Raw genomic sequence first — 19,705 nt, 5'->3', positions numbered from 1 at the left:
GAGAGTATTGGGACGAGCAAAATTCTTTGATGGTAGATCGCGATCTTAATGCTGCGATTAACCTAAAAAGACTGGGGTTGGACATTTTCCCCAGTATAAAACGCCCTAGTGGGAATCTTTCTATAGTAGGAACTATGGATAACAGTACCATCAAGGAAATCTTACATACCCTTCATCGGGCTGTTAAGAAGCCCACATCATAATCTGTAATCAGATTTGATGTGGGAGTATGTCACTTGTTTGATATTGAAATTGTCTGCATCTAAGGCAAAAACCGATCCAAAGCAGCTTTCAACTCTTCAATTTCCGTATCAATATTACCTTCCTTAGCAGCTCTACCAATACATTGAGTTAAATGTTCGTCAAGAATGATTCTCGCAACGCGATCGAGGGCTCCTCGAACCGCAGCAACTTGTACTAGAACTTCAGGACAGGGGCGATTTTCCTGTACCATAGTTTTAATTCCACGAACGTGTCCCTCAATCCGAGACAAGCGATTCACCAACCGTCGCATGGATTCTTCATCGTGATGGTGAGGGTGAGCAGAGTCACCATCGTGATGGTGGTGAGAATTTGAGGGCAAAGATGGGTCAGCAGAAGTATCAGATAGGATCATGAGGAAAAATTTAATAGTTAGAATTCAGAATATCTTGAGTTTGTGCAGGGTTATACCAATTTTTCATGAGGGTGCATAGAATTTGATCCCCCCAGCCCCCTTAAAAAGGGGGAGCAAGAATTCAAAGTCCCCCTTTTTAAGGGGGATTTAGGGGGATCGGGATATATGCAACTTCACATTAAATTGGTATTACTGACTTCATGTATTCTAACCCACGCCTCGAAGCAAAGGTTGCTCCGAAGGGGCTGACAATTTGGCAAAATATATGTGGGAGTTCCTAGTAGCAGATTGACTCGGCACCAGAACTCCAGCACCCAACTAACTCAGCTAGCATAAAATTAACGCTATGGGAATACTCAAGTTTTTTCGCCCAGCACCCCGAATGGTGTCTTCGCTGTTGCGCGTATTTTTAGGAATTACGATCGCCCTACAGGCTTGGACAATCAGCCCCGCATCAGCATCTGCAAGTAACTTCCAACCCGCCACCAAATCCATAGCCTCACCTTCCCAACTATTAGCACTCCGAGGGACAGAACTCCCGGCGACTGCTAGCAACAATAGTTTTGTGACACTAGCAGTCGATCGCGTCGGACCAGCAGTGGTGCGAATTGATACCGAGCGCACTGTTAGCCGCAACCTCGATCCAGTCATGGAAGATCCGTTATTTCGCAGATTTTTTGGAGACGAATTCCCTACCCAAAGCCCCAGACAAGAACGCTTGCGGGGTCAAGGTTCCGGCTTTGTGATCGACAAAAGCGGGACTGTGTTAACCAACGCTCACGTAGTGGATCAAGCCGATCGAGTGACTGTCACCTTAAATGACGGGAGCGTTTTTCCGGGAGAAGTGTTAGGTACGGATGAGGTGACAGATTTGGCGGTTGTCAAAATTAATACTAAGGGTGTTAATTTGCCGACAGCAGCTTTGGGAGATTCTGATGCGGTGAAAGTGGGAGATTGGGCGATCGCCGTGGGAAACCCCCTAGGATTTGATAATACCGTCACCTTGGGAATTATCAGTACCTTGAAGCGATCGAGCGCAGCCGTAGGTATTCCCGACAAGCGCCTCGATTTCATTCAAACAGACGCAGCCATCAATCCCGGCAATTCTGGTGGCCCGCTGTTAAACGGTTCAGGAGAAGTGATTGGAATTAACACAGCGATTCGAGCCGATGCAATGGGTATTGGCTTTGCAATTCCCATCAACAAAGCCAAAGCTATTTACGCACAGTTAGCGCGGGGAGAACAAGTCAGTCATCCATTTTTGGGAATTCAAATGATTGATTTGACTCCAGAAATTGCTAGAGAGAATAATGCCGATCCAAATGCTCCTTTGATGATACCGGAAGTGAGAGGGGTGTTAGTGATGCGAGTTGTGCCAAATACGCCTGCTGAGAAAGCGGGAATTCGCAAGGGAGATGCGATCGTCCAAATTGACGGCGAATTTGTCACGACGGCGGCAAAGTTGCAAAATCTGGTGGAAAATAGCCAAATCGGTCAAAGTTTGAAACTGAAAGTGCGGCGAGGTTCTTTGACGAAAGATGTTGTTGTTCAAACGGCTCAATTGAGGGATTTTTAACTCGAAGGGGAAGGGGGCAACTGTTGGCTTGCCAACAGTTAATTCAACAACTAAAACGCCCAACCATTGCTACGGGGCTGGCAACTATGCAGAGTTATGCGATCGTTTGTTACAGTTGCGTAAGTCATCAGGAATTAAAGTATATTGGTCACAATCAATAGATAGCCAATTAAAAACTCAGGGAGGATTTAGTGATGACATCTGTGGATATTGAAAAAAAAGCCATGACAGAAGAAGAGGTGGCAAAGTTATGGGAAGCGTTCAAAGTATTTGACACGGACGGGAGCGGTGCTATTTCATCAGAAGAACTGGGTCAAGTGATGCGATCGCTAGGGCAGAGTCCTAACGAAACCGAGTTGCGCGACATGATCAAGGAAGTGGACGTAGACTTGTCGGGCAGTATCGATTTTGAGGAATTCAAAATGCTGATGGTGTCCCAGCAAGGCGATCGCCAGAGTCGTCTCAAACTGTCATTTAGTGTATTTGATGAAGATGGCAGCGGTCAAATCACTAGAGACGAGATGCAGGGGGTGATGAGCCAGTTTGGGCTGACAGAGCAAGAGCTGGATGAGATCATCAAAGAGGTAGACCATGACGGCGATGCCTCAATTGACTTTGAGGAATTCTGCAAACTGGTACCGGATGAGTCAGAGCTCACAACCGGATATCAAGACTCGCCCGTTCCGATTGTCAGTACACAGACAACCGAGATTTCTGATAGTACAGCGGCGGCGATCGCCAGTACAGCAACTGCTATCAACGAGGCTGCTTCTGCCACGATTGAACCTAATCTACAAGAAGCAACCACAGACGATAGCGATCCAGAAATAGCGCGGCTAAAAGAACTACTCGCCCAACACCCACAAACTGAGGAGAAGCGGGGTACGTCCCGCTTGCAGATGCAGATTGGTTTGTTTCGTCTGATCCAGGGAGCAGCCTACCGCTGCTTCCGCGAGAGTTTTTCCGCCAACCACCAGACTCACCTGCGCGTGAGAAACTTGCCATACAGAATCGTTGATTTTGTGCAATTTGTCAGAAGTGCGATCGCCCTTTATAAAGGATTAGGTATCGTAGAGTCTGCGTGCAACCCTCTACTGGATGCAGTAGTGAAGTCGATCGAAGATGAATATGCCAGACTAGAGGCTCGGATCAAGAACTGGAAGACGATCGAAAAAACTCCAGAAATGTTGGCAGAACAAAAAGCCATGTTGGAAGCGCGGGGTAAATCTGCCAGCGCCAAGGAGAAGTTTGCCGCCGGAGTCGAGTTTGCAATCACCATCAAAAAGAAGAGTCTCAACTTGCGCGACATCGCCGAGGGTGTGCTTGCCATCAACGAACTCAACCGACTGCGGAAAATGGAACTGAGTGAGGAAATGGCACCGCCACCAGCCCAATCCGAGGGAGATCCCAAAGAGTACCTGAAGAAGTGGAACCGCGTCATCCTCTCGGATGCCTCAGAAGCAATAGATGGTGCGATGATGCCAGTGGCCTATTGGTATGAAGACTTTACGCCGAAGTTGCTGGCTGCCTTTAGCGTCTGTACCGCAGCAGATATCCCCTTGAACACGGTGGCTGACGAAGCGGCTTTAAACCAGTGGTACGAAGCCACTAAAACGTCAGGGGAATTTGGGCGCTATGGGGCGGATGTTGTAGAAAGCTTTCCCAAATGCGCTCCAAAACAAAAGCTGATGCTTAAACAAGCATGGCGCTTGACGCACAACTATCTAAATGGGGTACAGAAACGACGCGAACGCATGGAGTTTGGGCGCGAGTCTGGCGAACTTTCGCAATATGTGTCGTTTATCGATGTGTATATCGATCGCAGTGAAATCAAGAATTCACAAATGCGCGTCAGCTTCCCTTACTATATTGGCCCTGCGGTGTGGCGTTTCTTCCACACTACGGCTGAAATCGTCTCTACCAAGACCCCCCAACAGCAAACAACTCTGGTGGCCTTCTTCAAGGACTTCTTCAAGCTGTTTGCCACTATGTATCCCTGCCCCTACTGCCGCCACCACCTCAACGCCTATGTCGTGCAGAATAAGGAGGTGGAAATGTACCCTGTAGAGTACCTTGTGCTTGGGCGCGACCCGCGTCTGAATAACTTTGAGGTATCAATGGAGGCCAAGCTGTCCACCGTAGTAGATGGCGCTTCCCTGCGCTTATTCTTCTGGAAGTTGCACAATACAGTCTCTTCATCGATTGCGCGATCGGAGGAGTGGTATCACAAGGATGAGAAAGCATTCTATACCACCCGTTATTGGCCCAGCATTGACTCTGAGCTAGCACGAGCCAAAGCCCTCAAACACATTAGCATTGCGACCGATCGAATGTACCGGCTCTACGGTATGCTCAAGCCATCGGCACGACTGACTGGGGTGAGAGCAACATTGCAAAAACTGTTGGATAAGCGGGATGAGGAAGGCATCAAGGAGGCCTGCTTAGTTGCCCAAGATTATATCAAGGAGTTGGAGGAGGCGATCGTCACCGGACAATTCCTACAAGAGACATATTACTTTGACCCCGATCTTGTCGATCGAGCTCCCGTCTTTAGTCCTGAAGAAGAGGAGTTTGCTCGAAGCGGTGTGTTTGTAGAGGTTGCTTAGATATTAGTGAGTAAAAAGTTAAGCTTTAAAGCTTAACTTTTTAGCGATTATAAAAAACTATAGGAATCCTAAATCATTGTCTAGGAGTGAAGAGTAGATTTTGAGCTTGAGGGTTGCGGTGTCACTATGCCATAATTAATGACAGCATATATTCAAAGGATTAATAAGGACTATGGCAAGCATTACGATTCAAGTTGATGAAGATATTAAGACGGCGTTTGAAGGGGCTACTTCTGAGACTCAGAAACAGTTGAGCTACATTGTTAAATTGTTTTTGAGAGGGAATTTACACAATAAAAGTTTAACTGAAGTTATGGCAGAAATTTCTGACAAAGCACAACAGCGAGGCTTAACGCCAGAGATTTTACAACAAATTTTAGCAGATGATAATGACGAATAGATTTGTCGTAGATACGAATGTTTTAATCAGTGCTTTACTGTTTAATAATTCAGTCCCATTTCGGGCGATTGAATTAGCAGAAAATCAAGGAATAATTTTATATTCTGAAGCAACTTTAAATGAATTAGAGCAAGTTTTGAATCGGAAAAAGTTTAATAAGTATCTTTCTTTAGAAGACAGGCAGGTATTTTTGCTTAAATTTATCAGCGCGTCCGAGTTAGTCTCTATTACAGAAAAAATTGCAATTTGTCGAGATGAAAAAGATAATAAGTTTTTAGAGTTGGCTGTTAGTGGTAATGCCAATGTAATTGTTACGGGTGATTTGGATTTATTGGTATTAAATCCTTTTCAATCAATAGAAATTATTACTCCAGATATGTTTATTGATAGATTTAGTTAATTGTAAGTTGATTTAGCGGTAGTTGGGGTGGGTTGACTTTATAGGTTAGGTTTCTAAAACAGTGCGTTGTAGCCAATTAATAATAGTTTGAATCAGGTGGGGTTCTTGGGGTGAGAAAGTGGGAATGGTGGGATGGGGTAAGTCGGTAATAACGTAGATTGTAGCGTCGAAGCGAGTGAGAGAATCGAGAGAAGTAGGGACACGGCAGTGCCCATTAGTGTCAACTTAAGCCTGAAAGCCTTGAAAAATCTCGTTTATATCCTAGTCCAGATCCCCCTAAATCCCCCTTAAGAAGGGGGACTTTGAGAAGACTCCTGTCCCCCCCTTCTTAAGGGGGGCTAGGGGGGATCTAGATTTAATAGTCAAACAACACTCTCTGACTGGGTTTGACGTTAAGTTGACACTAATGGGCAGTGCCGTGTCCCTACTGCCGTGTCCCTACACCTTGGGGTTTCGCATCTTCATAGAAAATGAGGATGGGGTGTTTATCCCAGTCTAGGAGTGAAGAGTAGATTTTGAGCTTGAGGGTTGGGGTGTCACTATGCCATAATTAATGAGAGCATATATTCAAAGGATTAATAAGGACTATGGCAAGCATTACGATTCAAGTTGATGAAGATATTAAGACGGCGTTTGAAGGGGCTACTTCTGAGACTCAGAAACAGTTGATAGTGGAAGTCGAATTTGGTCATGTTCAGAAATACGATACAGTAAGGGGCTTCGGCTTTGTAAGCCGCACATTTAGGGCCGCTAATCGACGACTTGGAAATAATGTTTGGTTTCACATCACAAATATCAAGCGTGATTACCCCAATCTGGCAAAAGAATTAGATGCTGGTTCGTTGGAGATGAATTTTTGGTACGAAGTTGATAATAGCGATCGCGAAAAGGTCAGTAAAATCTGGCTAGAGCCACAAGACATTCCTAAGCAGCAACGAGACAGTTTAGTTGCTTATATTGAGCAACTATGGTGCAATCATGATCGAGCCCTTCCTGAATGGCTAGATTCCATAACAATTGTTGTGGTTGGACAAGTTCGCAAAGATGAGTTGAAGCAACTTTATGATGATCAAATCCGTAAGCGAAATGAAGTAAAAAAGCAAGAACAAATACAGATACAATCTCGACGTAAACAGGCGATGCAGAGTAACAATCAAACTCAATCGTCCCCAGATCGAGTGCAAGGACATCTGAATAATATAAAAAATAATGCAATTCCATCAGATAGAGATCGTCAATGTAACGCACTAGCTCATCAGGCAAAGAGATAGATACTTTCATAAAAAATACTCGATAGTGTTGGAAACTCAGTTTTTTTGGCTTGTTCGGCTAGCAGCACTGCCTTACTTATTAGCTCACCTTACGGAACAAAAAGACGACCAACGCCCATCCAGGTTTCGATATCCAGCAAGATTTCCAGAATACGATCGACACAACGATTTCGATAGACTCGATCGCCTAAAAATCGATCGGCATCTCCAATGGTAATCACAGGCAGGGAATCCACTGTATTTTCTTCTCGGATCACCTGTTCCAGGGAGTCTTCACCCTTCATGCTGCGGTTTGCAGTAAGCAAGATCATCTGATTTGCCTGAGCAAGTCGCCAAACAACTCGATCGTTACTGTCGATCGACAAATTCATCTGCTTGAAAGTCACCAAACGAATTGGGAGTAGATTTAACCAACCTTGACTCGCAATATTGCCCAATAAAATCTCTGCATGACCTCCCAGATTGTGATCTATAAGAAAATTCATGCTTCTAGTTCGTGTTTGGCTTTCTGCTCTTGAAGTTTTGCCCAAAGAGCCTCTCGACCGGGTTTGGGTGGCATCGCTGCAACGCGGGCTGAATGTTCGCGATTGCGTTCTTCCCAGTAATGCTGAATTTCCTTAGCTTGCCTTAAAACAATTTGATATTCTGCTTCGACTTCTGCACGATTTGCCTCAATGTAGGATAAAGCAACGTTAATCTGATCGTCTGTTAAGTCAAACAAGGAACGGATAAACTTCGGGGGATATTGAGCCGTCAGGTAGTCCATGACATCATAGAGAGTGATGCGCGTACCTGAAATTGTCAGTCCGCGCTCTGTGCGAATAATTGTTGGTTGGTTGTTGGATACTGAAACCATATCTATAGCCTCTGAAACAACTTAGTAAATAATCTCATAGTACCTCACAAATTTGTAATGTCGTATTTGTAGCAAGTAGGGTGCGTCGCCATCTATAATCTGCAAGTTATATCCAAAATCTCGCAGCGACGCACCCTACGGATTAACACTACAAAAAATTAGCCGGATCTTGATCTCGCCGATTCTTCAAGAGAATCGGAGCACCTTGCGAATCGCCCACCAAAGCCGCCGTTTCCTCCAACGCTTCCCTCAGCCGCTTCGCCGCGTAAATCGACATATCGCGGGGCACATTCACCCGATCGCGCAAATACCGCAAAGCCCCATCAGAACCAACAGGCGGCGTACAAACTTCACCAGTCATCATCAAAGTTAAAGCACAACGCAAAGCCTCATCAAATAAATTGTCATCCGCAGGATTGACTTTAATAATGTTGCTGTGATGCTTAATAACGCGGTGGAGTGCTTCAGCGCGCGAGGTTTCCGGTTCTGGATACATAACATCCGGTAATCCAGCCCAAGGCCCATTATCCACGCGGGCTTTATTGAGTAACATCTGCGGTTCCCCGTTTTCAAAACAGCCGCCCATTTGAGGTGGCAAATCGTGTACATGGGTGTGAAAGTCACTCTGAGTACCGCGATAAGTCGATCGGCTTTCCATCCCCGCAAACCAGTCCGCAAAGCGCGGGTTTTCTTCCCGCATGGAGTAGCCTTTGTAATAGTAAAGACTGGCATTCATCCGTTCGACGTAGGGCGTAAAGATGACATCCGCCGTGCCAAATTCATCGAGGAAATAAGGCCCCGGAGTGCTAGCCAAGGCTGCTTCAACTTGGGCGACGACGCTGATAAATTGGTTGCGGTTGTGTTGTTCTGCTTTGGCTGAATTTGCTGGGTAGCACAGCCAAGTACACCAGGCTCTAAATAGCAGTCTTTCCAGTCGTCTCAGGGGAAGGACTTTCGGGTTTTCCATACCCAAACTCAAGGGGCCAAAGACTCGTTCTAGGGCGATTAAGATATCATCGCTTTCGGTGATGATGCGGCCGTCTAGCTCGATCGCGGGTAGCATTCCCGATGGCACTTTCCGCTTGTACCAACTTTCTTTTTCCCCGTAGCAGAACATGGTAACTTTTTCAATGCGGTAGGGGATTTGTTTTTCTTCTAGCCACAACCAGATTTTTTGGCAGTAGGGACACCAGGCGTGGTTGTCGCGGTATAGGGTGACTCGCACATCGGATTCGGTTTTTCCGAAGAGGCGCAACCGGGATTGGGCGTTTGTGGGGCCGTTGGTGCGATCGACTTCAAAGTCTGTGAGGGATTCTAGTTGTGTCCAGCTTAGGGGGGTGGCGATCGTGGCGGTGGATGTCATGGGTGAATTAGTGCGGATGATGGTGGTCAGAAATATAGACTAAATGTATATCGTTTCTAAGTCGCGATCGTCCAAAAGCCAATGGCAAATTTGCCATTGGCTGATGTTTGTTACTGGCTACACCATTCCTACTGAAATCAATAGGTTTTTAGGAGAGCAACGATCGCGATAATGACTGCGATCGCTACATAGCATAGCCCTGCAAAAACGATGATGAACTTGGATATAGCACAGCACCAAGCAATCTGAGGCCAGGGACTTTTTACAGCGCCGCGAAGCATTTTCTCAAGCGCGAAATTTTCAGTTCGATCCAGTAGCGCTGCCAGCCATTGCGCCCAAGCCAGTAGAATTGCTAAGTTATACTCCCAAGTTCCAGGCGCGTGCAGCTTATCAGCAGCCATTACACAGCCTAATGCGATCGCTGTTGAATAAGCCAGTAGAAAGAAATTATCCCAGTACAGGCTGCTTAAAGCATCGTTGACTTCCCCCTTCTCCCAGGAGGCAATAATCGCGCTAGCTTTCTCCTCATTGCCTGCCAATTCAAGAGAAACAATGTTCCAGGAAGCTTTACCGGGGGGTTTGAGCGATCGCTGGTTTGTCTTTGGTGCCAATCCCAAAGTGAGAGCAACCAACAGTCCCAATACTAGCCAATCAGTTAAACCACTGGGGATTAAATGAAGTGGATGCCACAATTGCATTTTCTTGCCTCCTAAAGTTCCGGTGTCACTCGGAGTACAGGATTGGGGCGTGGAGTCTTTTTGTCAATAAGAGACACATCACCCCAACCTTTCACAAAGTCCTGCATATATTTGACGCGAGCCAATGCTTCCTCGCACCAAGCCTCGGAGCGACGGTATGGATATTTATCATTCTGATCCTGCTGCTCATTTTCATCCTGCTGCTCTTTCACCAGCGTCTCGCAGTTGAAACTATTGTCTTGCAACACCTGTTCCATCTTTGTTAGTTCAGTTTCCAGTAGTCCCATTAGTATCTGAAAACGAACCCATTTATGATGTTCAAAGTTGAAATCATCTAATATTTTTTCTCCAGCTATCTTTCCTTTGCATATCACTCGCTGGATAGTTTTATCGTCCATAGACAAATTCAGTCCACCCTCATCGTCACTTAAACAAACCTGCACCACCCGTTCCCTGTAACTTGGCAGCATTGACTGGGTGTTGTCGCGGTAGTTCTGCGCTGTTAGCCAAATTGCCCGGATAAAATCGCTCAGATTAGAAATTTCTGCCCACAATTGAATTGGGCGATCGTTTGCCTTGGCAAGTATAATTGACTCATACAGTTCCTTTCTATTCACATCCAACGTGTCTAGTTGTTCGCCAAGGTTTTCTGGAGCTGGATTGGTAACGACGCTGATAGCATCTGCCTTTATTTGAGTCTTATTTTTGTCCTTAAATGCGTTGGGCTGCAACGAGGTAAGGTTGATTCCAAACGTGGGGCGAATTGGCAACCACTCATCGAAAAGGTGGAGCGGAAAGTTGCTAGAAATTCCTCCGTCGCTGAACCAGTTCCGTTGCAAATCCTCCTTGGTAAGTTTAAGTTTTTCTTCGCCTTGTTTGCGTCTGAAGTCAGCCTTACTAATTGTGTAGAGAGGAACTGCACCGATTAATATAGGAAAGCTGAGGCTCATCCGCATCGCGACTGCCACTGGCAAATTGTCCGCTTCAGGCAAGAAATGAAAACCTTTAGGCAACTCCATGCTTTTGCTTGGGTAAGCACATCGCGTCATATATTCTACGACGTTCGACGGGAATAGCTTGGAAAACTCTTCCTGATTAAAAATAAAAGCGTGGTTTTTGAAAGGCAGTATATAGGGTTGATTGTGACTCAGGTTAGATGTCACCAGCTTGAGGTTAATGCGCTTTTGCTTTAGCTGGCCAACAGTAAGTGGCTCACCGTTTTCATCGATTCCGGCAACATAGTTGATTGTGGCAGTCAGCCAATCGGTCAGCGCCGGATCTTTAGATGTGGGATTGTTTTTTCGCCCACTGCACATTCCAAAAAAGTGACCCGGCACTTTTTTAGTGAGGATGCCGTACAGATCGTAGACGCCAACACCCAAACTACCAATCCACTGCCCTATCCAAGCAAATGATACGCTCAGTAGCAACAAGAGTATAATAAAACTCCATCCGCTTAAACTACCACCCGTAAAGTGAGCCACTAAAAAAAATACTAGAAAAGAGAACCCTGATAGCAAGAAGGCCAGGATTAAACCGATGGCTAAGCCTCTACGCGATCCGAGTGCGAACACCCTCTGGTGTTTAGAGCGAAAAGTTTCGCGAAGAAATCGAGCAAATTGGAAAAAGCCCAAGAATTTTTGCAGCGGACTTAGTTTTTTATGCTTTTTATGGTTGGTTTTTTCCGTTTCTTCTTGTTTTTTCGTCTCGCTAAAAACAGCGTACAGGGTATCCATTAATGGTTGGGTTTCTTGGGAAGGTTGAAATAGCTTGAGTAAGAAGTTGTCTTGACCAAGTTGGTCGCTGATCTCCTTGAGCTTTGGAAAGCCTCCCGTGTCCCGTCCGTATTCTGCTGCTGCTGTAACTGCGGCGGCGATCGCTCCTGCGGAGGTTCCTCCAATACTGCGAAATCGATACTTTTTCGCCAGCTTTAGGACAATCGGTGGATAAACAATTCCGCTCGTCACACCCCCTTTCATGACTAAATCACATTCTTCTTGTTTATCACCCATAAACTCTGATTCTTCAGTTGCATTCAAAAACTCTGTTGGCATTTGACTTCTCCTTTTTAAAAAAATGTTTGCTTGAGAATAGGTCGAGGCTACCCTAATAAATTATTGAATAAATCTAAGTTCAATAACTCTCTAACTGAGTAGTTAGCTAGCTAAATCAACTTTGATTGACGGGATTCGCTTTTTTGGGTTCGTGAAACTTGCGATCGCATTTTCTTTATCCAACTGAGACAAGAGCGATCGCCTAGTTAGCATCAGAAAAAACTCCTTGATCGTTAACCGAGTAAATTTCTGAATGATTAGTATCATCCACGAATCTAACTCTACTGTTTCCTAAACTTGAGATATTTCTCCAAGTTTTGCGCCAACCATCGTAACGATAAAGGAATGTTAAGTTTCCTTGAGGTTCGATACGGTATATCTCACCTTTTCCAGCCTCGCGATCGTAGAAGAGAACCATATCTGTTCTGATAGCAACAATCTGATCCCAACTCTTATGCCAACCAGAATATCGTTGAATAATTTCTCCACCATCCTGGCGAACAAGAGTACCTGTTCCATTATTCCGAAAATATTTGATAACTTTTCCATTACCCAGACTGACTGATATATCACTGCTTTGGTTCTGGCTTGCTATCTCTCCAGAAAGCCAGCCTGCAAATTTTTCCTGAAAAGCTTCAGCTTCCTTCTCCATTGTATTATTTTGATAATTTTGTCCACCTTTTTTGTATTCTCTAAAGTAATGGTATCCAAACTGTGTCATACCTCCTAATTTTTCACACTGTTTAGAGTGTGTAAGCTCATGAGCAAGTAAAATAACTTGGTTGAAATCATTGGGATTGTACGAATCACGAACATAGATGCGATCGCAATAGGTTTGAGCCGCCGATTCTACTCCACCTAGGCGAATTTCTTGACCAAATGCTGACCAAGTATCCATCATCTGAGCATTGTAGACAACCTGTACGCGATCAACTAAGTCACCAAAATGAGGGCGCAAGTATATCTTTTGGCTCTGATACAATCCTTGACTGCCACCGTTTTTTGCACGCATGATATCAGAAGCCGATTGATATCCTACTGCGCCAGCTTGTCCCCATGTCTCCTCAGAAACTTCTGTCGGATTAGTTGGAATACTTATAGGAGGCGGTGTTGGCACACATACAGGTATCGATCCTAATGGGCCTTTGTGTTCAGCTCTATGTAATGGCGGACAAGGGTGAAAAGCTTGAGCTTTTGAAAAACCCAATAAATTTATGCTTGAAATCCCAAGACAAAGCAGCATTGTACTTGGTAAACTCATCCATATTTTAGCTACGATTAAATTGAATTTAATCCTCATAATTATCCTCTTTTAATCTCCTAAATTGTAAGTGTAGTTCCTGGCATTACCCGTATCGACTTCGACAAATTTTTGCCATACTCTACCTATTCCTTCACATTGTCTGTCTGCTCTAGCTAATGTAAAAGCTTTACTTGTTGTGCAAAAACTATTTTTACCGCTCCATTCTCCTCCCTCTTCAGCTTTTGCGTATACATAGTAAATGCCGTTCCTTTTGTTAAGCTCATGGGGATATACTCTCGCGCATTCACCAGAATTTAACTTCCACCATCCTTCAGTAGTCCAGCCTCTAGAACGTCTTGGTGGAGTGTTGCCAAAAATATCTGATTCGGCTGCATCTATTTCCAGATAGGCAAAGGCAACAGAAGCTTTATCGCCTGACTTATTACACACATCAAACCAAGCACTTGCAGTTGAAGGAAACAATAGATTTAAACCCCAAAATGTCGAGCCAACAATTATAGATGTAGACCATTTCAAAACTGCTAAATTAATTTTTGACATCGCTCTCTCTCCCAAGTCTTACAAGATTTGCAGGTATAGGAAATGCAAGTTTGCTTCAAGCCAACAAACTACTAAGAGCCTATTCTCCTAATTGTCCATTGATTGTCATTTCCAGCATCACCACTGCCGGGCTTGCAGCGATAAACTTCGACTGCTGCCCCAGCCCAATGATCGTCTACTCCTACGACTCCTAAGCACAGACCAGAAACCCTATTTTTGATGTAACTGTATCCATTTGTTAAAGGCTGAATTGTCCATTGATTGTCATTACCAGCATCACCACCACCGGGGTTACAGTGGTAAACCTCAACCCTTGCCCCAGGCCCATGACTATCTACTCCTACGACTCCTAAACAGAGATTGGAAACCTTATTTATAATGTGACTGTATCCATTTCCTAAATCCTTAATTGTCCATTGATTGTCATTTCCAGCATCACCACCACCGGGGTTACAGTGGTAAACCTCAACCCTTACCCCAGGCCCATGACCATCTACTCCTAGGACTCCCAAACAGAGATTGGAAACTTTATTTGTTATAAAGAAATGTGATGACCTCTCTGCTTGAGCCTCTACCCTGGATAGTGAAGAGGCTAAAAAAGCAATGGAAATTAAACTAACTAGAATTTTTGCTTGTCTTTGCATAGTTTAAATCACCTAATTATTGATTGAGTTGTGACCTGGCTTTTAAAGAGCGTTTCGAGAAAGATGCTGAGGCAATCTTTTGTTAACTCAGTTTGTTAAATCAAAAGAATATGCTTGGCTGCTAGGACGCACGGGTCTAAAAGCTACCATTTCTCCACCAGCTTGCTGACATTTTTCTTTTATAAACGCCTTGGAATCCTTAAACTCGAATTCTGATGAATTAATACAATAACTTAACTTTGAGTCGGAACCCCTCCAAACAGAATCTCCACCTTTGGCGTAATATCCACGCACTCTACTTGCATCATTTTCGTATACCTTTTTGCAAGTACCAGGCTCTATCTTCCACCATCCATGCGACTCTATATATTGCGGTGCGCCTTCACCATCGCTGCCAAAAGGTCCCCTGTAATTAAGTGCAATGGCAACATAGACATTGCCTATACTTGTCTTATTACAGATAGTTAATCCCCTTTGAACCGGAGGAGTCGGAGGAAGTCGTTGACCGGGAATTGGCTTATTACTAGGGCATAAAGCGTCTGGTACAAATGGAGGACAGTCAGCCAGAACTGACGGTTGTCTCACGAGAAGACCAAAAGGTGATAAAACCAAAATACTTACAGCAAGAGTTAGCGAGAATTTTTTCTTTGACATTTTCATAAAATATCCTATTCAGTAGATCGAACATACCAATCTGTCCCAACTGACGGGCGATCGCTCTCTCTTATTCCAGATAATCAAAAAGCAATATTCACCACCCAAATGGGTTCGGAATTGCGCTATCTTTGTTGCCGTGATGCACACAGGTTACGTTAGTAATAACATTGATGCTGCCATTTGTAGGGTTGCCATAATTGCCGCGAACAGTCCATGAAGGAGTCAATTTTTTATCCTCTTGGAGAGACCCGATTTTAAGCGATCGCGTAATTTTAGCCTCACCGTTAGTGTATTTGACAGTCACAGATCCTTCAGTATGATATTGATTGGGACACCTGGGGGTACGGATATTCATACTGATTTGTGCGCCTTCCGCTTGCCAATGACTGTAACCATCGGAAGCACTCGGACTTCTACCTGAAATGATTCCTTGTTCGACAGTAACGTCGCTAACCCAAACTGACCCTATCTTCTTTTGAAACGAAAAAGTTTCAACCTCATTCGCTAGCGCTATGGGAGAAATAATAGCACTAGCTAGAACTGCAAGAGTTCCGCTATTAATCAAGAGTTTTGCGTACATAGCTAGATAGACCTTTAAACCATTAAATCGCCTAAACTAGGGAACTTGTAATAGTATGGATTGCTTGACCAGGTAGTGTGTTAGGGTCAATAGGATTTAAACCTCTAACTTGATCTCCTACAAAATCAGCAACATCATCAAAAAAGTTACCCATCTCAAAATCTCTCTTTACGTGGATAGTCGTCGCTTTCAGGTTGAGATTGACTGGTTCAATCAACCTTGATTCAAAAATAATCCGGATGCGGCAACTACGTCAGTGAGAAATAGTTATAAATAGTTATAACTTGAGTGTAAAATATGCTACAATCTTGAGTATAATTGCTTAATTTCCTGTACCGTCAAGCAGGAAGCACCGATTTTGCGCTCACACACCCGATAATTTTAAATAAATGACGATCGACGAAGCACTGCTTTTCCTCGACTCGGTTCTCAAACAACAGCATCTCAACGATATTCACATACTGGTATTGCGGCAGACTTGGGAAGGACACTCTTATCGAGAGATTGCCAAAAGCGCTGGTTATGATGCCGAATATATTAAGTTTGTTGGCTTTCAGTTATGGAAAGTTCTCAGTCGGGTATGCGGAGAAAAAGTCACTAAGAGCAACTTTCAGTCAGTTTTGCGACGGCAAGCACAACAGGCACAAGTCCCCGCCTCACTACCAAATAGCCAAATTACTCACAATATCAACCAACAAGTCGATCGCAGTGGTCCGATCGCCGATCGAGCTACAATTGACTTAACAAAACTCAACAAATCGATAAATTGGGGAGAGGCTATTGATGTTTCTATTTTCTACGGACGTGCAGAGGAAATAGCCTTATTAGAAAAGTGGCTTATCGTCGATCGCTGCCGCTTAGTAACGCTGTTGGGAATGGGTGGAATTGGCAAAACTTCTCTCTCTATTAAGGTAGCAGAACGCATCCAAGAACAATTTGATTATATTATTTGGCACAGTCTCTGCAATGCTCCCTCTATCCTTGACTTATTACTAGAATTGATTCAGTTTCTGTCGCACCAACAGGAAACAAATTTACCCGATACCGTAGAGGGTAGAATCTCGCGACTGCTGCACTATCTGCGACAGCATCGGTGTCTTTTAATATTGGATAACATCGAGTCTATTCTACAGGAAGAAGAACGCACGGGTTGTTACCGAGAGGGCTATGAAGGATACGGTCAACTTCTGCGATGCGTAGCCGAAATAAATCATAAAAGTACCCTGCTATTAACCAGTCGAGAAAAACCGATCGGTTTAGCCGCTCAAGAAGGCAAAACTTTGCCTGTTCGTTCATTACAACTGACTGGTTTAACCACCACAAAAGCACGGGAATTTATTCAACGCATCGGTTCTTTTCAAGGGTCGGACTCTGAATGGGATATTTTGATATCTCACTATGCGGGAAATCCCCTAGCCTTAAAAATGGTTGCTCCCGCTATTCGCGATTTTTTTGATAGTAGCCTCCCCAAATTTTTAGAACTTTTAAATCAAGGAACTTTAGTGTTTGATGATATTCGCAACCTATTAGACAGGCAATTTAATCGTTTATTAGATTTAGAAAAAAAGGTGATGTACTGGCTGGCTATTAATCGGGAGCCAGTCTCGGTGGCCGAATTACAACAAGATTTAGTAGCCAAATTAACTGTAAAACAATTACTAGAAGTTTTAGGTTCTCTCCTGAGACATTCTCTGATTGAAAAAACCTCAGAGGGCTACACTCAACAACCTGTCGTCATGGAATACATGACGGAACGATTAATCGAACAAGTCTGCACTGAAATCGCCACCAGCACAATTGATATTCTCAGAAGCCACGCTATTCTCAAAGCTACAGCTAAAGAATACATTAGAGATACGCAAGCTAGTCTGCTCCTCAAACCTATTGCCGATCGCCTTTTTTTTTCTTTTGAACACCAGCAAATCCTCGAAAACCAACTCAAACCAATTCTGGCATCGCTGCGCGGTAAACCCACACTAGAAACTGGCTATGTTGCGGGTAATATTATAAATCTCTTGTGTCAGATGCAGCCAGATTTAAGCGGTTGGGATTTTTCTAATTTGACCGTTTGGCAAGCTTATTTACCCGATACGAATTTGCATGGTGTCAACTTTGCTGGGGCTGATTTAACTAATTCTGTTTTCGCTGAAGTTCTGGGAAGCGGTTTGTCCATCGCTTTTAGCCCGGATGGAAAACTTTTAGCAATGGGCGATACGAATAGTGAGGTTCATTTGTGGCAAATGCCAGAAGTTAGGCTGCTGAGAACTGGCAAAGAATACGGCAGCATTGTGTTATCTGTTGCTTTTAGTCCAGATGGAAAAACCTTTGCTACTGGCGGTAGTAACGGCACGATTAATTGCTGGGATGTTAGCAGTTGGTCGATTCGGCAAATATTGCATGGCAATACTAGCAGTGTGCTCGGAGTTGCTTTCAGTCCTGATGGCAAGATGCTTGCTAGTGGCATCGGTGATGGGACTGTGCGTTTTTGGGATTGGAGTAATGGACGATGTTTACTAACTTTGCAAGCACACAAAAGTCAGGCTTGGTCGATCGCATTTAGTCCTCAAGGTAATATTTTAGCTAGTGGCGGTGATGACGGAATACTTAAACTGTGGGATGTTGCTACGGGACAATGCCTGAAAATGTTTGAGAGTGACTGTCGTCAAATTCGATCGGTGGCTTTCAGTTTAGATGGTAAAACTGTAGCCTGTGGCGGTCATGATGCTTTGATTCGCATCTGGGATCTTAGCACGGATCGAGTCGTTAGCATTTGCTCTGGACATTCAAAAATAGTAATGTCTGTTGCCTTTAGTCCAGACGGTCAGATTTTAGCAAGTTGCAGCGAAGACAGCACCGTCAGATTGTGGGAAGTGGCATCGGGTGAGTGTTTCAAAACACTGCAAGCACACACCAGTCGAGTTTCATCTGTCGCGTTTCGTCCAGATGGCAAAATTTTAGCTAGCACTGGTGAAGACTGTACGGTGAGACTGTGGGATGTTAAAACAGGTCATTGTCTGAAAACAGTATTGGGGCAAAGCAATCCAGTAAATTCGGTAGTTTTCTCGCCCGATGGCCAAACTTTAGCTAGTAGCGATCGCGCCGTGAGATTATGGAATATCAAAACCGGGAAGTGTTTTAAAAGCATACAGGATGGACATACTAATCGATTGAAATCCATTGCCTTCAGTCCGAATGGGGACTTGCTGGCGAGTGGATTCTCTGACACGAGTGTCAGGTTATGGGATACTGCGACTGGAGAGTGCCTAAAAAGTTTAGAGGGTCATTCTGCTTGGGTTTGGGGAGTTGCCATCAGTCCCGACGGTAAGACATTGGCAAGTTTCAGTGAAGACCAGACGATCGAACTATGGGATATTAGCACAGGGCAATGTCTTTATACTTGTACCGAGCATGAGAGTTGGGTGATGGGAGTTGCTTTTAGTCCAGATGGTAATATCCTGGCTTCTGCGAGTACCGATAAGACGGTGAAGTTATGGGATGTCAGTACAGGGAAAGTCTTAAGCACTTTGATGGGAAATAGCGGTTGGGTTTGGTCTGTTGCCTTTAGCCCTGATGGTAATATTTTGGCAAGTAGCAACAGTGACGGTAATATCAAGTTTTGGGATATCAATACCGGAGAATGTCTGACCAGCATAGAGGGACATGATGGTATTGTGTCATCGGTAATCTTCAATCATGATGGTACACTCTTGGCCAGTGGCGGTCACGATCGAACTGTACGAGTTTGGGATGCGAGGACGAATGATTGCTTGCAAGTTCTGCGGGGACACGACAATTTGGTGTGGTGTGTTGCTTTTAGTTTAGATGGGCAGATGCTGGCTAGTAGCAGCCAAGATGAGACGATTAAGTTTTGGGATGCCGTAACGGGTGAGTGTATCAAAACTTTGCCTGTTCCGAAACCTTATGAAGGATTAAATATTGCAGGTATTAAAGGTGTAACTGAAGCAACTGGGGCGATATTCAAAACACTGGGGGCAGTGGAAGTAAGTCGATCGTGATATGTTGTATTCTTCTCAAGAACAGGCAAGATGCCTGGGTGATATCATTTCCGGTTACACCGGAATGATGTTGACAGTTGACGGTTGACAGTTGACGGTTGACAGTTGACGGTTGACAGTTGACAGTGAACAGTGAACAGTGAACTCGAATTTACTATTCCGAT

The 19,705-nt window shown here is 44.4% G+C and carries 16 protein-coding genes and 2 pseudogenes; 7 read left to right on the top strand and 11 right to left on the bottom strand.

Annotated elements, in window-relative coordinates; translation table 11 throughout:
* Window positions 1-203, top strand: a pseudogene (locus AAFP11_RS11630) (RNA-guided endonuclease TnpB family protein); the annotation flags it as partial.
* 59 nt (window positions 204-262) lie between these two features.
* On the opposite strand, the gene AAFP11_RS11625 reads toward AAFP11_RS11630, so the two are convergent.
* Entirely contained in the window at window positions 263-616 is a 354-nt protein-coding gene (locus AAFP11_RS11625) for a metal-sensitive transcriptional regulator (protein ID WP_341731234.1), read from the bottom strand.
* A 346-nt stretch (window positions 617-962) separates the two neighbouring features.
* Between AAFP11_RS11625 and AAFP11_RS11620 the strand changes: the two genes are divergently transcribed.
* The 5 genes from AAFP11_RS11620 (at window position 963) to AAFP11_RS11600 (ending at window position 6,869) form a co-directional block, all read left to right on the top strand.
* The gene (locus tag AAFP11_RS11620; protein WP_341737211.1) at window positions 963-2,192 is read left to right on the top strand and encodes an HhoA/HhoB/HtrA family serine endopeptidase; all 1,230 of its coding nucleotides are present in this window, start codon (window positions 963-965) and stop codon (window positions 2,190-2,192) included.
* A gap of 191 nt (window positions 2,193-2,383) precedes the next feature.
* The gene (locus AAFP11_RS11615) at window positions 2,384-4,798 is read left to right on the top strand and encodes an EF-hand domain-containing protein (RefSeq protein ID WP_341737210.1); all 2,415 of its coding nucleotides are present in this window, start codon (window positions 2,384-2,386) and stop codon (window positions 4,796-4,798) included.
* 172 nt (window positions 4,799-4,970) lie between these two features.
* Window positions 4,971-5,198, top strand: coding sequence for a hypothetical protein (locus AAFP11_RS11610; protein WP_333196283.1), 228 nt, complete (start codon window positions 4,971-4,973; stop codon window positions 5,196-5,198).
* Entirely contained in the window at window positions 5,188-5,598 is a 411-nt protein-coding gene (locus AAFP11_RS11605) for a putative toxin-antitoxin system toxin component, PIN family (RefSeq protein ID WP_341737209.1), read from the top strand. Before AAFP11_RS11610 ends, AAFP11_RS11605 begins: the two co-directional genes overlap by 11 nt.
* A 587-nt stretch (window positions 5,599-6,185) precedes the next feature.
* Window positions 6,186-6,869: a hypothetical protein gene (locus tag AAFP11_RS11600; RefSeq protein ID WP_341737208.1), complete on the top strand. Its 684-nt coding sequence runs from the start codon at window positions 6,186-6,188 to the stop codon at window positions 6,867-6,869.
* A gap of 89 nt (window positions 6,870-6,958) precedes the next feature.
* On the opposite strand, the gene AAFP11_RS11595 is transcribed toward AAFP11_RS11600, so the two are convergent.
* The 10 genes and pseudogenes from AAFP11_RS11595 to AAFP11_RS11550 form a co-directional block, all read right to left on the bottom strand.
* Window positions 6,959-7,354, bottom strand: coding sequence for an ACP S-malonyltransferase (locus AAFP11_RS11595; protein ID WP_341737207.1), 396 nt, complete (start codon window positions 7,352-7,354; stop codon window positions 6,959-6,961).
* Window positions 7,351-7,725 (bottom strand): DUF433 domain-containing protein, encoded by a 375-nt coding sequence (locus tag AAFP11_RS11590; RefSeq protein ID WP_341737206.1) that lies wholly within the window; start codon window positions 7,723-7,725, stop codon window positions 7,351-7,353. Before AAFP11_RS11590 ends, AAFP11_RS11595 begins: the two co-directional genes overlap by 4 nt.
* A gap of 148 nt (window positions 7,726-7,873) precedes the next feature.
* On the bottom strand, window positions 7,874-9,088 hold the full coding sequence (locus AAFP11_RS11585) for a glutathione S-transferase family protein (protein ID WP_341737205.1): 1,215 nt from the start codon (window positions 9,086-9,088) through the stop codon (window positions 7,874-7,876).
* Window positions 9,089-9,225: 137 nt separating this feature from the next.
* The gene (locus AAFP11_RS11580) at window positions 9,226-9,786 is read right to left on the bottom strand and encodes a hypothetical protein (RefSeq protein WP_341737204.1); all 561 of its coding nucleotides are present in this window, start codon (window positions 9,784-9,786) and stop codon (window positions 9,226-9,228) included.
* 1,607 nt (window positions 9,787-11,393) lie between these two features.
* Window positions 11,394-11,798, bottom strand: a pseudogene (locus AAFP11_RS11575) (patatin-like phospholipase family protein); the annotation flags it as partial.
* A gap of 244 nt (window positions 11,799-12,042) precedes the next feature.
* A complete protein-coding gene (locus tag AAFP11_RS11570) occupies window positions 12,043-13,140 on the bottom strand; it encodes a hypothetical protein (protein WP_341737203.1) in 1,098 nt (365 codons plus the stop codon).
* Window positions 13,141-13,152: 12 nt separating this feature from the next.
* Window positions 13,153-13,644: a DUF1036 domain-containing protein gene (locus AAFP11_RS11565; RefSeq protein WP_341737202.1), complete on the bottom strand. Its 492-nt coding sequence runs from the start codon at window positions 13,642-13,644 to the stop codon at window positions 13,153-13,155.
* A gap of 71 nt (window positions 13,645-13,715) precedes the next feature.
* Window positions 13,716-14,288 carry an RICIN domain-containing protein gene (locus tag AAFP11_RS11560; RefSeq protein ID WP_341737201.1) on the bottom strand — a complete coding sequence of 191 codons (573 nt, stop codon included), beginning with the start codon at window positions 14,286-14,288 and terminating at the stop codon, window positions 13,716-13,718.
* A gap of 87 nt (window positions 14,289-14,375) precedes the next feature.
* Entirely contained in the window at window positions 14,376-14,942 is a 567-nt protein-coding gene (locus AAFP11_RS11555; protein ID WP_341737200.1) for a DUF1036 domain-containing protein, read from the bottom strand.
* A gap of 97 nt (window positions 14,943-15,039) precedes the next feature.
* Window positions 15,040-15,525 (bottom strand): hypothetical protein, encoded by a 486-nt coding sequence (locus tag AAFP11_RS11550; protein ID WP_341737199.1) that lies wholly within the window; start codon window positions 15,523-15,525, stop codon window positions 15,040-15,042.
* A gap of 389 nt (window positions 15,526-15,914) precedes the next feature.
* Here AAFP11_RS11550 and AAFP11_RS11545 point away from each other — a divergent pair, with 389 nt between their 5' ends.
* The gene (locus AAFP11_RS11545; RefSeq protein ID WP_341737198.1) at window positions 15,915-19,541 is read left to right on the top strand and encodes an NB-ARC domain-containing protein; all 3,627 of its coding nucleotides are present in this window, start codon (window positions 15,915-15,917) and stop codon (window positions 19,539-19,541) included.
* Window positions 19,542-19,705 lie beyond the last annotated feature (164 nt).

Source organism: Microcoleus sp. CAWBG640, from assembly GCF_020883015.1.
Taxonomy (GTDB): Bacteria; Cyanobacteriota; Cyanobacteriia; order Cyanobacteriales; family Microcoleaceae; genus Microcoleus; species Microcoleus anatoxicus.
The sequence above is the reverse complement of the archived record's forward strand: the minus strand, read 5'-3'. Positions and strand labels throughout refer to the sequence as shown.

Excerpts from the sequence above, each read along its gene's own strand:
- AAFP11_RS11585 (WP_341737205.1), bottom strand. The coding sequence starts at position 9,088 with ATGACATCCACCGCCACGATCGCCACCCCCCTAAGCTGGACACAACTA.
- AAFP11_RS11610 (WP_333196283.1), top strand. The coding sequence starts at position 4,971 with ATGGCAAGCATTACGATTCAAGTTGATGAAGATATTAAGACGGCGTTT.
- AAFP11_RS11625 (WP_341731234.1), bottom strand. The coding sequence starts at position 616 with ATGATCCTATCTGATACTTCTGCTGACCCATCTTTGCCCTCAAATTCT.
- AAFP11_RS11550 (WP_341737199.1), bottom strand. The coding sequence starts at position 15,525 with ATGTACGCAAAACTCTTGATTAATAGCGGAACTCTTGCAGTTCTAGCT.
- AAFP11_RS11545 (WP_341737198.1), top strand. The coding sequence starts at position 15,915 with ATGACGATCGACGAAGCACTGCTTTTCCTCGACTCGGTTCTCAAACAA.
- AAFP11_RS11560 (WP_341737201.1), bottom strand. The coding sequence starts at position 14,288 with ATGCAAAGACAAGCAAAAATTCTAGTTAGTTTAATTTCCATTGCTTTT.
- AAFP11_RS11570 (WP_341737203.1), bottom strand. The coding sequence starts at position 13,140 with ATGAGGATTAAATTCAATTTAATCGTAGCTAAAATATGGATGAGTTTA.
- AAFP11_RS11620 (WP_341737211.1), top strand. The coding sequence starts at position 963 with ATGGGAATACTCAAGTTTTTTCGCCCAGCACCCCGAATGGTGTCTTCG.
- AAFP11_RS11590 (WP_341737206.1), bottom strand. The coding sequence starts at position 7,725 with ATGGTTTCAGTATCCAACAACCAACCAACAATTATTCGCACAGAGCGC.
- AAFP11_RS11565 (WP_341737202.1), bottom strand. The coding sequence starts at position 13,644 with ATGTCAAAAATTAATTTAGCAGTTTTGAAATGGTCTACATCTATAATT.
- AAFP11_RS11595 (WP_341737207.1), bottom strand. The coding sequence starts at position 7,354 with ATGAATTTTCTTATAGATCACAATCTGGGAGGTCATGCAGAGATTTTA.
- AAFP11_RS11580 (WP_341737204.1), bottom strand. The coding sequence starts at position 9,786 with ATGCAATTGTGGCATCCACTTCATTTAATCCCCAGTGGTTTAACTGAT.
- AAFP11_RS11605 (WP_341737209.1), top strand. The coding sequence starts at position 5,188 with ATGACGAATAGATTTGTCGTAGATACGAATGTTTTAATCAGTGCTTTA.
- AAFP11_RS11600 (WP_341737208.1), top strand. The coding sequence starts at position 6,186 with ATGGCAAGCATTACGATTCAAGTTGATGAAGATATTAAGACGGCGTTT.
- AAFP11_RS11555 (WP_341737200.1), bottom strand. The coding sequence starts at position 14,942 with ATGTCAAAGAAAAAATTCTCGCTAACTCTTGCTGTAAGTATTTTGGTT.